Annotated in this window: 13 protein-coding genes; 4 read left to right on the plus strand and 9 right to left on the minus strand. The window is 68.2% G+C overall.

Going from position 1 to position 12,323, the window contains the following annotated elements:
* The coding region (locus AB4Z01_RS34280; RefSeq protein ID WP_441701058.1) for a Clp protease N-terminal domain-containing protein at positions 1-580 on the minus strand (580 nt) is incomplete at its 3' end.
* Between the two features lie 315 nt (positions 581-895).
* Here AB4Z01_RS34280 and AB4Z01_RS34285 point away from each other — a divergent pair.
* Positions 896-1,900 carry a methyltransferase gene (locus AB4Z01_RS34285; protein WP_441701060.1) on the plus strand — a complete coding sequence of 335 codons (1,005 nt, stop codon included), beginning with the start codon at positions 896-898 and terminating at the stop codon, positions 1,898-1,900.
* Positions 1,901-1,958: 58 nt separating this feature from the next.
* On the opposite strand, the gene AB4Z01_RS34290 is transcribed toward AB4Z01_RS34285, so the two are convergent.
* Positions 1,959-2,597, minus strand: a complete 639-nt coding sequence (locus AB4Z01_RS34290) for a chloramphenicol phosphotransferase CPT family protein (protein WP_441701062.1) — start codon at positions 2,595-2,597, stop codon at positions 1,959-1,961.
* Between the two features lie 107 nt (positions 2,598-2,704).
* Between AB4Z01_RS34290 and AB4Z01_RS34295 the strand changes: the two genes are divergently transcribed.
* Positions 2,705-3,361, plus strand: coding sequence for a MarC family protein (locus AB4Z01_RS34295; RefSeq protein ID WP_441701064.1), 657 nt, complete (start codon positions 2,705-2,707; stop codon positions 3,359-3,361).
* 11 nt (positions 3,362-3,372) lie between these two features.
* Here AB4Z01_RS34295 and AB4Z01_RS34300 read toward each other — a convergent pair whose 3' ends face one another.
* Both AB4Z01_RS34300 and AB4Z01_RS34305 read right to left on the minus strand, forming a co-directional pair.
* Positions 3,373-4,182 (minus strand): SDR family NAD(P)-dependent oxidoreductase, encoded by an 810-nt coding sequence (locus tag AB4Z01_RS34300; protein WP_441701066.1) that lies wholly within the window; start codon positions 4,180-4,182, stop codon positions 3,373-3,375.
* A 79-nt stretch (positions 4,183-4,261) separates the two neighbouring features.
* Positions 4,262-4,747: a MarR family winged helix-turn-helix transcriptional regulator gene (locus AB4Z01_RS34305; RefSeq protein WP_441701068.1), complete on the minus strand. Its 486-nt coding sequence runs from the start codon at positions 4,745-4,747 to the stop codon at positions 4,262-4,264.
* Between the two features lie 149 nt (positions 4,748-4,896).
* Between AB4Z01_RS34305 and AB4Z01_RS34310 the strand changes: the two genes are divergently transcribed.
* Both AB4Z01_RS34310 and AB4Z01_RS34315 read left to right on the plus strand, forming a co-directional pair.
* Positions 4,897-5,841 (plus strand): threonine/serine dehydratase, encoded by a 945-nt coding sequence (locus AB4Z01_RS34310; RefSeq protein WP_441701069.1) that lies wholly within the window; start codon positions 4,897-4,899, stop codon positions 5,839-5,841.
* Positions 5,842-6,158: 317 nt separating this feature from the next.
* Positions 6,159-6,671, plus strand: coding sequence for a MucR family transcriptional regulator (locus AB4Z01_RS34315; protein ID WP_441701070.1), 513 nt, complete (start codon positions 6,159-6,161; stop codon positions 6,669-6,671).
* A 52-nt stretch (positions 6,672-6,723) separates the two neighbouring features.
* Here the strand turns inward: AB4Z01_RS34315 and AB4Z01_RS34320 are convergent, their stop codons facing one another.
* The 5 genes from AB4Z01_RS34320 to cyoB form a co-directional block, all read right to left on the minus strand.
* Positions 6,724-8,154, minus strand: coding sequence for an aldehyde dehydrogenase family protein (locus AB4Z01_RS34320; RefSeq protein WP_441701072.1), 1,431 nt, complete (start codon positions 8,152-8,154; stop codon positions 6,724-6,726).
* Positions 8,155-8,510: 356 nt separating this feature from the next.
* Positions 8,511-9,278, minus strand: a complete 768-nt coding sequence (locus AB4Z01_RS34325) for an SURF1 family protein (RefSeq protein ID WP_441701074.1) — start codon at positions 9,276-9,278, stop codon at positions 8,511-8,513.
* Positions 9,275-9,658 carry a cytochrome o ubiquinol oxidase subunit IV gene (gene cyoD / locus AB4Z01_RS34330; protein WP_342240159.1) on the minus strand — a complete coding sequence of 128 codons (384 nt, stop codon included), beginning with the start codon at positions 9,656-9,658 and terminating at the stop codon, positions 9,275-9,277. Before cyoD ends, AB4Z01_RS34325 begins: the two co-directional genes overlap by 4 nt.
* Positions 9,655-10,278 carry a cytochrome o ubiquinol oxidase subunit III gene (gene cyoC / locus AB4Z01_RS34335; protein ID WP_441701076.1) on the minus strand — a complete coding sequence of 208 codons (624 nt, stop codon included), beginning with the start codon at positions 10,276-10,278 and terminating at the stop codon, positions 9,655-9,657. The genes cyoD and cyoC overlap by 4 nt, the downstream gene beginning before the upstream one ends.
* On the minus strand, positions 10,278-12,290 hold the full coding sequence (gene cyoB / locus AB4Z01_RS34340) for a cytochrome o ubiquinol oxidase subunit I (RefSeq protein WP_441701078.1): 2,013 nt from the start codon (positions 12,288-12,290) through the stop codon (positions 10,278-10,280). Before cyoB ends, cyoC begins: the two co-directional genes overlap by 1 nt.
* Between the last annotated feature and the right edge of the window lie 33 nt (positions 12,291-12,323).

Genomic DNA, 12,323 nt, shown 5'->3' on the forward strand with positions numbered 1-12,323 from the left:
GCATGTGCTCCGGCCCGACATAGGAGTGGCCGAGCTGGCGCGAGATCAGGAAGGCCTGGTCCAGCGCCGCCTTCATCCGCGGCGACACGCCGATCTCGGTGCGCGGCCCGGCCTGATCGGTGCCGCGCACCGCGTTCTGGTCGATATAGGCGCGCAGCTCCTCCGGCGAGATCTTGAAGCGCCGCAGGATCGCCTGGATCACCTCGCTGTCCGCCAGCTCGTACAGCAGGTGCTCGGTGTCGACCTCGTTCTTGCCGAACTGGATCGCGCGAGCGGCGGCGCGCTGCAGCAGCTCCTTCGCCTGCTGGCTGAAATGGCTCTGCAGGTTCAGCGCGGCCTGCTCGGGGCCGGGCGGGCCCCGCCGCGGCGTGCCGCCGGCCGGCACGGTCTGGCCGAAGAAATCCTCCAGCCCGGAGCCGCGGACCAGCGCCTCCAGCGGCGAGATCGGGCGCTGCTGGCGGGCGAGCTGCTGGTAGTGGACATCGCAGACATCGAGCTGCCGGCGCTGGCCGTTCTGCAGCACGGTGATGCGCACGGTGGCGGGCCGCTCCTTGCAGATGTCGCAGAGCTTCTGGGGCATGGTGACGACTCCGGGTCCGGATCGGCCTTCGGCCTGTTGCGGGACGGCCCGGCACGAATCCGGGTCGGAAGTTGGGCTGCTCCCCGTTCCCGCCAACGTCTGGCGTCGGCGGCGGTTCCGGCGCGGGGCCATCATGCACCCGCCGAAACGCGAATTTAAGCATCGCTTCGGCAGCATCCTTCCGGTCAAGACGGATCGGACGCCATGGCAGCCGGCGGCCTGCCGCTTCTTGCGAGCCATGGCCCGCGCTATACTGCCTTCGCTGCGGGCGACAAAAGAACTACGAATAAAATCAATATACCAGGGAGTGAAATCATGTCGGACGTCTCTCCGGAACTGCTGATGGACACGGTGTTCGGATACTTCCGCACCTCCGCGATCAAGGCCGCGATCGAGCTCGATGTCTTCACCGCCATCGCCGAGGGGGCCGACACCGTCGCGGCGATCGGCCGGCGCTCGGGCGCCGCGGAGCCTGGACTCCAGGCGCTCGCCGACTATCTGACCGTCCTGGGATTCCTGGACAAATCCGGCGACAACTATCGGCTGACCGCGAGCTCGGCCGTGTTTCTCGATCGCCGCTCGCCGGCTTTTCTGGGCGACATCCACCGGTTTCTGGCCGCACCGGAGATGCTTGGGCTGGCCCTGACCGATCCAGCCGCCTTCGTCCGCAACGGCGGGTCCGTCGGCCCGGCCAACACGGCGCCGGAGGATCCCGTCTGGGTCGGCTTCGCCCGCCACATGGCGCCCTTCTTCGGACCGATCGCCCAGGCGACCGCCGCCCATTTCGCCGAGCTGACGCCGGCGCCCGGCCGAATTCTCGATATCGCTGCGGGCCACGGACTCTTCGGCATCGCGTTCGCGCGCCAGTTCCCGGCCGCCGAGGTGGTGGCGCTCGACTGGGACAATGTGCTGGACGTGGCCCGCGAGAATGCCGCCGCCGCCGGGCTGGGCGCCCGCTTCAAGACCCTGCCGGGCAGCGCCTTCGATGTCGCCTTCGACGGGCCTTACGATCTCATCCTGATGCCGAATTTCCTGCACCATTTCGACGAGGCGACCTGCATCGGTCTGCTCGGCAAGGCGCGCGCGGCCCTGGCGCCGGGCGGACGCGTGGCCATCGTCGAATTCGTGCCCAACGAGGACCGGGTCTCACCGCCGATGCCGGCCATGTTCGCCTACGTCATGCTGGCGACGACACCCGGGGGGACGTCCTTCCCGCCCAGCGCGCTGACGCGGATGCTGACCCAGGCCGGGTTCCGCCAACCGCACTTTGTACCTCTGGCACCCACGCCGCAGACCCTGGTGGTGGCGGAGGCAGCCTGAACGCCGCCGTTTGACCGGAGCGCGCGGACGGGCCCGTGCCTGGCAGCCGCCGTGGGAACTACCCCGCGGCCAGCCGGCGGAAAGCCGCGGGCGGGGCCGGATCGTCGAGGCGCCGGCGGATCGCCGCGGCGCAGTCCTCCGGGCGCAGCACCGAGGTGTCGAGCTCGAGATCGTAGAGTCCGGGCTGATGCACCTCGCGCTGCCAGCGCAGCACAGCGTCCGGCACCGGCTCATCGGCCGCGGCGACTGCGTATTCGCCCTCCCGCCCCGGTTGCCCGGCCCGGCGGCGGCGCATGATCTCCTCGATCGGGCAGCGCACCCCGACCAGCAGCGCCGGCAGGCCGGCCAGACGCCGGGCGCAGTCGCGCAGGATGCCGAGCGGCGCCGAATGGGCGTCGTGGTGGCCGAGATCGGCCACCACGTTCAGCCCAAGGCGGCTGTGGGCGGCGATCGACTCGTAGAGCGCGGCGTAGAGCAGCGGCACCCAGGCCTCGAGCTCCGGCCGCTCGCCGCCGGGCCGCAGCCCGATCCCAGGGTGGAGCCGCGGCGGCGTCACATGCCGGGCATGGACGTCGACGCCCAGGTTCATCCAGGGGCTGTCGAACCCCTCCTGGATGGCCGCGACGATGCTCGACTTGCCCGAGCGCGGCGCGCCGTTGAGGACGACGATCCACCCCGGCTTCGCGTCCTGGACCATGGCTCGGCCTCCTGTAGCTGCATCGATCGAACCGGTGCTGGTCAATCGCGACGTTGCAGCCGGGCCGTCAGATCGGTCAGGGTGGCGGCAACAATCGGGAGTCGCGGATGAGCGGTTCGATCCAGACCTTTCTGCTCACCCTCTCCRCCCTGTTCTCGATCGTCAACCCGATCGCGGCCGCCCTGATCTTCAGCCAGATCACCGCCGGCCGGTCGCATGGCGAACGCCTGCAGCTGGCGCGAAAGATCGGGGTCTATTCCGCCCTGGTCATGCTGGGGGCGCTGTGGGGCGGCGCCTATGTGCTGAGCTTCTTCGGCATCAGCCTGTCGGCGCTGCGCATCGCCGGCGGGCTGATCGTCGCCGCCAGCGCCTGGCGGCTGCTGCAATCGCCCGAGCTGCAGGAGGAGCGCAAGCAGGAGCAGGCGTCGGAGGCCGAGGGCATCGACGCGGTCGCCTTCTATCCGCTGACCATGCCCTTCACCACCGGCCCCGGCACCATCTCCGTCGCCATCGCCATCGGCTCGAACCTGCCGGTCGGCCAGCCGGATTTCCTGCCCTTCGTGCTCGGCGCCACGGCCGCCGCGCTGACGATGGCCATCATCGTCTGGATCGCCTATTCCTCGGCCGACCGGCTGGTCGCCTTCCTCGGCCATTCCCAGGTGCGGGTGCTGTCGCGGCTGATGGCCTTCCTGCTGCTGTGCGTCGGCACCCAGATCACGCTGGGCGGCATCAGCGATTTCGTCCGCTCGCTGACGCCGCCGTAGCGCGTGGCTGCTCAAAGGCCGTAGCGGGCGGCCGGGACGGCACGGGACAGGTTCGGGAACAGCGCCTGGCGGGCAGTCTCGACCGCGTTCCAGTCCGCCGCCTCCGGCAGCGACGGGATGGTCACGAACTCGCCCTGGTCGAACCCGGCCAGCGCGGCGTCGACCAAATCCTCGGCCCGCATCACCCGTTGCTGCATCTCCTGTGGCATGGAGGCGACCGGCGCGCCGGCGATGTCCCAGAACTCGGTCGCGGTGGCGCCGGGCAGCACCGCCTGGACGCGGATGCCCTTGCCGCCAAGCTCGTGGCGCAGCTGCTGGCTGAAGGCCAGGACGAAGGCCTTGCTGCCGCCATAGACGCCGTTCAGGAACTCCGGCGCCACGGCGACGATCGAGGAGATGTTGATCACCGCCCCGCCGCCGCGGGCGACGAAGCCGGGCACCGCCGCATAGGTCAGGCGGGTCAGCGCGGTCACGTTCAGGTCGATCATCGACTCCATCGCGTCGACATCGGCCTGCAACAGCGGGATGGCGGAGCCGAAGCCGGCATTGTTGACCAGCACGGTGATGCGGGAATCGGCGCGCAGCACCTCCTCCACCTCGCGCAGATCGTCCTTCTCGGCGAGATCGGCGACCAGCGGCGTCACCGTCCGCCCGGTCTCGGCGGACAGGCGCTGCGCCAGGGCGCCGAGGCGCTCGGCATTGCGGGCAACCAGGATCAGGTCGTAGCCGCGCTTGGCGAGGCGGTCGGCATAGATCGCGCCGATGCCCGAAGAGGCGCCGGTGATCAGGGCGGCGCCCAGGGTCTTGTCGGTGGTGGTCACGGTACTCTCCTTCAGAATGGGCACATGCCCATATTTCGGCGGGAAACAGCGGCCGTGCCGCCATCGTCCCGGGGGAATTTCAGTCCTTCAGCGTGCCCAGCCGCTCGTCATAGGCGATGTCGAGCAACGTGCTGCGCAACGCCTCCGCCTCGGTCTGGCCGAAGACCGCGTGGAACCGGGCCTGCGCCGCCTCCCACAGCCCGAGGGCCTGCTGCAGCCGCGCCCGCCCCTGCTCCGTCAGCATGATGTGGCGCCGGCGCCTGTCCTCGACGCCTTCCTTGAGGACGACGAGGCCGTCGCGCTCCAGCGGCCGCAGATTGTGGCCGAGGGCGGAGCGGTCGACCACCAGTGCCGCAGCCAGCTGCGCCAGGGTCGGCGGCCTGTCCGCCAACTCGTGTAGCTCGGCCAGGATCGCAAACTGGCTCGACCGCAGCCCAGAGGGCACCAGCGCGTCGTCGTAGAGCTGCGCGATCCGCCGCGATGCCTTGCGCATCGCGGTGGCGTTGCAGGAGAGAACGCCTTCCCTGGTGTTGCGCTCGGTCTTCATGGATGCCGATGTAGGCATGTGCCCATATCTCGTCAATGGGCACATGCCCATTTCTTTGATCCCCCCGCTCGGTCGATCGGCCTTGCCTGCCGCGCTCTCTCTGGATAGGTAATTAGCAATCTGGCGAAGTGTTCGGCGTGCGACCGATCCGAAATGGGAGAACGGGAATGGCCGAGTTGCGGGTGGACCGGGACGGCATCGCGCGAATCGAGCCGGTGATCCGGCCGCACATCCGGCGGACGCCGGTGGTCGAGGCCACGGGGCGCGATTTCGGCATCGATGCCGGTTCGATCAGCTTCAAGCTGGAGCTGCTGCAGCATGCCGGGTCGTTCAAGACCCGCGGCGCCTTTGCCAACCTGCTGACCCGCGACGTGCCGGCGGCGGGAGTCGCCGCGGCCTCGGGCGGCAATCATGGCGCGGCGGTGGCCCATGCCGCGGCGTCGCTGGGCCTGCCGGCGCGGATCTTCGTGCCGAGCATCTCCTCCCCCGCCAAGATCGAGCGGATCCGCCGCACCGGCGCCGATCTGGTGATCGGCGGCGACCGCTATGCCGACGCGCTGGCCGCCTGCGACGCCTGGGTCGCGGCCACCGGCGCCCTCTCGGTCCATGCCTTCGACCAGGCCGAAACCATGCTGGGCCAGGGCACGCTGGCGCTGGAGCTGGAGGGCCAGGCGCCGGATCTCGACACCGTGCTGGTCGGGGTCGGCGGCGGCGGGCTGATCGGCGGCATCGCCGCCTGGTATGCCGGACGGATTAAGGTCGTCGGGGTCGAGCCCGAGGCTTCGCCCACCCTGCACCGGGCCTTAGCGGCCGGCCGGCCGGTGGATGCCGAGACCGGCGGCATCGCCGCCGACAGCCTGGCGCCGAAGCGGATCGGCAAGCTGGTCTTCCCGGTGCTGCGGCAGCATGGGACCGCCGCGGTGCTGGTCACCGACGACGCGATCCGCGAGTCCCAGCGCGCCCTGTGGCAGGGCCTGCGCATCGTCGCCGAGCCCGGCGGGGCCGCCGTCTTCGCGGCGCTGCTGTCCGGCCGCTACCGCCCGGCCGCGGGCGAGCGGGTCGGCGTGGTGGTCAGCGGCGGCAACACCATGGCGGTCGATTTCGATCGCTGATAGCGGGGCTTGTGGAGTTCTTAGGAAGGACTCCGCCGCGCGCGGGCCGCATCTCTGGAACTGATCCTAGTGATTGCGAGCTGGGCTTGGCCGAGTCGACCGAAGTCAAGCAACAATCATGCTCACGGTGGATTACAATCCGATCTCGACCTGAATTGGAAGGATACAGGACAGGACTGAAAACTTTTTTCTGAATCCCACGGAACCTTATGGCTGTTCTCGGCTTGTGGCATTGACCGCAAGCAGAGCAGCCTCGCAGCAAAGGATCGCCGCAGCGTTCGGGCGGCGGGACTGCAGGGCAGGATGGGAGAGGTGCGATGTCGATGTTGAGCGACGAGATTCTGAAGTTCACCAAGGAGATCATCGTTGCCCACGTCTCCCACAATGCGGTGGACAGCGAGAGCCTGCCGGCCCTCATCCGGAACGTGCATCTGTCGCTGATCGAAGCCCGCGGCGTGGCGATCCGGCAGGATCCGGCAACCGACGCCGAGCCGGCGACAAACGCCAAGGAGGGCGGCAGGACGCAGGACGATACTGCGGCCGCCTCCCCCCACTCCGTTCCGGCCGTGCCCGTGTCGGAGTCGGTGACGCCGGACTACATCATCTGCCTGGAGGACGGCCGGCCCTTCAAGATGATGAAGCGCTGGCTGCGCGCCACCTACGGCATGACGCCGGAACAGTACCGGGCCAAGTGGAACCTGCCGGCGGATTATCCGATGGTGGCGCCGAACTACGCCCGCTCGAAATCGGTCTATGCCAAGGCCCAGGGCCTCGGCACCGAGACGCTGCGCCAGCGCGCCGGCAAGCAGCGGTCCCGCCGCACCGCCTGAATTCGGCCCTGACCGGGCCGGAGCCTTCCAGGGGGAAGGCTCCGGCGAGGACTCAGGCGGCCTCGTAACCGATCACGCCCTTGATCTCGAGGAACTCCTCGAGCCCGAACTCGGCGTATTCCCGGCCGTTGCCCGACTGCTTGTAGCCGCCGAAGGGCGCTCCGGTGTCCCAGGCCGGGTAGTTGATGTGGACATTGCCGACCCRCAGCTGCGACGCCACCTTGCGCGCCCGCTCCAGATCGCCCGACTGGACGTAGGCAGCGAGGCCATAGGGCGTGTCGTTGGCCAGCTCGATCGCCTGCGCCTCGGTCTCGTAGGTCAGGATCGACAGCACCGGGCCGAAGATCTCTTCCCGCGCGATGGTCATGTCCGGGGTCACCCGGGCGAAGACGGTCGGGCGGACGAAATAGCCGCGGTTCAGACCTTCCGGCCGGCCGGGCCCGCCGGCCACCAGCTCCGCCCCTTCCGCGATGCCGGCTTCGATCAGCTTCTGGATCTTGTCGTATTGCAGCTGGCTGACCACCGGGCCCAGCTGGGTGTCCGGCGCGTCGGCCGGGCCGACCTTGTAGCCCTCGGCCGCGGCGCGGGCATAGCCGATCGCCTCGTCCTCGCGCTCCAGCGGCACGAACATCCGGGTCGGGGCATTGCAGGACTGGCCGCTGTTGCCGAAGCAGCCGGCGACGCCCTTGGTCACCGCCCGCTTCAGGTCGGCGTCGGGCAGGATGATGTTGGCCGACTTGCCGCCGAGCTCCTGATGCACCCGCTTGACCGTGTCGGCCGCCGCCTTGGCCACCAGGATGCCGGCGCGGGTCGACCCGGTGAAGGACACCATGTCGACGTCCGGATGGCTGGAGATCGCAGCGCCGACCGTCGGCCCGTCGCCATTCACCAGGTTGAACACGCCCTTCGGCACGCCGGCCTCATCCAGGATCTCGGCGAAGATGATGGCGTCCAGCGGCGCGATCTCGCTCGGCTTCAGCACCATGGTGCAGCCGGCGGCCAGGGCCGGGCCGACCTTGCAGGTGATCTGGTTCAAGGGCCAGTTCCACGGCGTGATCATGCCGACCACGCCGACCGGCTCCTTCACCACCATCGAGGTGCCCTTCGGCCGCTCGAACTGGAAGGTCTCCAGCGCCTCGATGATCCGGGCTAGATGCGCGCCGCCGGCCCAGGTCTGGGAGTCGAGCGCGAACTGCCGCGGCGCGCCCATCTCGCGCGACACGGCCAGGGCGATGTCGGGGGCGCGGCGCTTGTAGACCTCGAGGATCCGGCGCAGCAGGGCCAGGCGCTCCTCACGGCTGGTGCGGGCGAAGGCCGGGAAAGCCCGCTTCGCCGCCGCCACCGCGCGGTCGACATCCGCGGCCGAGCCGAGCGAGATCTGGGCGAAGGCCTCCTCGGTCGAGGGGTCGATCACGTCGAGCGTCTTCGGCGTGACCGGGTCAACCCATGCGCCGTCGATGTAGAATTGCGTTTCGTGCGCCATCTGAACCTCGTTCGGTCGTGGGGCGGAGGGGAGCCGAAGGCCCTGCCCTCCGTCGCTTCCGTCGCGTGCGGCGACGGGCTGCCGGACGTTAGACCACGCAGCAGGGAACCGGGAAGCGCCGGCAGGTGGTGAGCGGCCATGCGCTGCCCTGCCCTCTTTCGCCGATTCTAGCCGACAGAGCTCGTCGCCTCTCCCGTTTTGCGGGAGAGGTCGGAGACGCGAAGCGGCTCCGGGTGAGGGCTCGCGGCATCGATCCCGGGATCGCTTCTTCAGGAGAGAGGGCGATCCTGCGTCCGCGTCCGGCGAGGACCGCAAACACGGCAAGGCCGCTGGCCCTCACACGGACATCCTTCGGATTATGCTCGGGGCTGGTCGGTCGACGGCGAGGTGCCGCGCACCCGCCGCTCCGACCGAATGGCGTATCCGACGCCGAAGGCCAGCAGCGCAGCCAAACCGAACCAGGTGAAGGCGTAGACCAGGTGGCTGTTCGGAAAGGCGATCACCGTCAGCCCGCCGATCGGCAGGCCGGCCGGGTTGGGCGTGGCGTCGGCGTCGATGAAATAGGGGGCGATGTCCGTGAGCCCGCGGGAAGCGGCGATGGCGGCGACATCGCGGGAATACCAGCGCTCCGCCGCCGGCTCGTTCGAGCGCAGGAATCCGCCCTTCGGCTCGGTGATGCGCAGCAGGCCGGTGACCGTGACGGGCCCCTCGACCTGCCCCGCCGCCCGGGTCGACGGGTCGCGGTTCTCGGCCGGCACGAAGCCGCGGTTGACCAGGATCACCGTGCCGTCCGCCGTCTGCAGCGGGGTCATCACCCAGTAGCCGCTGCCGTTCACGGTCGACGCGACGACCTGGGCCTCGCGGTCGTTCAGGAAGTGGCCGGAGACGCGGACATGGCGGTATTCGTCCTGATCCGCATTCACCCGGGCCCAATCGGATGGAGGAGCGACGGGCGCGGCCGCGACCCGCTGGTCGACCCGGGCGATCAGGTCGAGCTTCCAGGCCCGCCGCTCGACCTGCCAGACGCCGAGCGCCAGCAGGCCGAGGAACACCGCCAGGGCCGCCGCCCCCAGGACGATCAAGGCGGCGGTCGAGCGAGGCCGATGCGCCTCGCCGTCGGTCACGGCATGTTGCGCATGTCGTGGGCGGAGACCGGCATCATGTTGTGGTTGAGGTGGTACATCACCCATAGCGAGCCGGACAGCGTGATCACCACCAGCACCACGGTGAAGATCAGGGCCAGCATGGTCCAGCCGCCCTCCGACTTGGTGTTCATGTGCAGGAAATAGACCATGTGCACGATGATCTGGACCACCGCGAGCGCCATGATCGCCAGCGCCGTGGTCTGGGACTCGCCCAGCACGTCGCCCATCACCAGCCAGAACGGGATCGCGGTCAGGATCACCGCCAGCACGAAGCCGGTGACGTAGCCCTTCAGCGTGCCGTGGCCGCTGGCGTCGCCGTGATGGTGATCGTCGTGGTGGGCGTGGGAGGGCGCGCTCACGGCAGGGTCCCCATCAGATAGACGAAGGTGAAGACGCCGATCCAGACGACGTCCAGGAAGTGCCAGAACAGGCTGAGGCACATCAGCCGGCGCTTGTTGTCCGGGATCAGCCCGTGCTGGCCGACCTGGACCATCATCGTCACCATCCAGACGATGCCGACGGTGACGTGCAGCCCGTGCGTCCCCACCAGGGTGAAGAAGGACGACAGGAAGGCGCTGCGCTGCGGCCCCGCCCCTTCATGGATCAGATGGGCGAACTCGTAGAGCTCGAGGCCGACGAAGGCGACGCCGAACAGCGCCGTGACCGCCAGCCAGGCCAGGGTCGCGCCCTTGCGGTTGCGCTCCATCTCCAGCATGGCGAAGCCGCAGGTGATGGAGGACATGAGCAGCATCGAGGTGTTGAGCGCCACCAGCGGCAGGTCGAACAGGTCGGCGCCGGACGGGCCGGCCGCGTAGCTGCGGCCGAGCACGCCATAGCAGGCGAAGAGGACTGCGAAGATCAGGCAGTCGCTCATCAGGTAGATCCAGAAGCCGAGCATCGTGCTGCCGCCCGAATGCTCGTGCTCCTCCTCTACATGGAAGCGGGTTTCGCCGGTCGCCGTGGGATCGATCGCGGTCATCAGGAAGCGGCTCCCGCCCGGGCCAGCACGCGGCTGCGCTCATCCTCGACCTTGGTCACGACATCGGCCGGGATGTGATAGTCGCGCTTGTAGTTGAAGGTATGCCCGATCGCCACGACCAGCATGGCGACGAAGCTGAGCGCCGCCAGCCACCAGATGTGCCAGACCATGGCGAAGGCGAAGGCGACGCTGATCCCGGCCAGGATGAATCCGGCACCGGTGTTCTTCGGCATGTGGATCGGCTTGAACCCCGCCAGCGGCCGGACATAGTCGCGCTTCTTCATGTCCCACCAGGCGTCGTGGTCGTGCACCAGCGGGGTGAAGGCGAAGTTGTAGTCGGGCGGCGGCGACGAGGTGGACCATTCCAGGGTGCGGCCGCCCCACGGGTCGCCGGTCAGGTCGCGCAGCTCCTCGCGCCGCCGGAAGCTGACCACCAGCTGGATCAGGAAGGACAGGATGCCGAGCGCCACCAGGAAAGCGCCGAAGGCGGCGATGACGAACCAGATCTGCAGCGATGAGTCGTCGAAATGGTTCATCCGCCGGGTGACGCCCATCAGGCCCAGCACATAGAGCGGCATGAAGGCGAAGTAGAAGCCGGTCAGCCAGAACCAGAACGACATCTTGCCCCAGAACGGGTCGAGCTTGAAGCCGAAGGCCTTGGGGAACCAGTAGGTCAGGCCGGCGAAGGCCCCGAACACGACGCCGCCGATGATGACGTTGTGGAAATGGGCGATCAGGAACAGGCTGTTGTGCAGCACGAAATCGGCCGGCGGCACCGCCAGCAGCACGCCGGTCATGCCGCCGATGACGAAGGTGACCATGAAGCCCATGGTCCACAGCATCGGCACCTCGAACCGGATGCGGCCGCGATACATGGTGAACAGCCAGTTGAACATCTTCGCGCCCGTGGGGATCGAGATGATCATCGTGGTGATGCCGAAGAACGAGTTCACGCTGGCGCCCGAGCCCATCGTGAAGAAGTGATGCAGCCACACCAGATACGACAGGATGGTGATCACCACCGTGGCGTAGACCATCGAGGTATAGCCGAACAGGCGCTTGCCGCAGAAGGTGGACACGACCTCGGAGAAGATGCCGAAGGCCGGCAGGATGAGGATGTAGACCTCCGGATGCCCCCAGATCCAGATGAGGTTCACATACATCATCGGGTTGCCGCCGAAGTCGTTGGTGAAGAAGTTGGTCCCGACGTAGCGGTCGAGCGACAGCAGGGCCAGGACCGCGGTCAGCACCGGGAAGGCGGCGACGATCAGGACGTTGGTGCACAGCGCGGTCCAGGTGAAGACCGGCATCTGCATCATCTTCATGCCCGGCGCCCGCATCTTGACGATGGTGGCGACCAGGTTGACGCCGGATAGCAGCGTTCCGATGCCGGCGACCTGCAATCCCCAGATGTAGTAGTCGACGCCGACATCCGGGCTGTAGGCGATGCCCGACAGCGGCGGATAGGCCAGCCAGCCGGTCTTGGCGAACTCGCCGATGAACAGCGAGATCATCACCACCACGGCGCCGGCGGTGGTCATCCAGAAGCTGAAATTGTTCAGGAACGGGAAGGCCACGTCGCGCGCGCCGATCTGCAGCGGCACCACGAAGTTCATCAGCCCCGTCACGAACGGCATGGCCATGAAGAAGATCATGATCACGCCATGCGCGGTGAAGATCTGGTCGTAATGGTGCGGCGGCAGGTAGCCCTCATTGGCGCCGAAGGCGACCGCCTGCTGCGCCCGCATCATGATCGCGTCGGAAAAGCCGCGCAGCAGCATGACCAGGGCCAGGATCACATACATGATCCCGATCTTCTTGTGGTCGATGCTGGTGAACCAGTCGTGCCAGAGAGTGCCCCAGAGGCGGTAATAGGTGATGGCGCCGAGCACCGCGATGCCGCCGAGCGCCACCGCGATGAAGGTGACGACCAGGATCGGCTCGTGGAACGGCAGCGAGTCGAGCGTCAGCTTGCCGAAGACGAGCGTCTGGAGATCTAGGTTTGAGAACATCGGGCTACTCTGTCGTTCCGGAGGCCGCCGCAC

The sequence above is a fragment of the Inquilinus sp. YAF38 genome, assembly GCF_052113205.1.
In the GTDB taxonomy this organism is placed as follows: Bacteria; Pseudomonadota; Alphaproteobacteria; order DSM-16000; family Inquilinaceae; genus Inquilinus.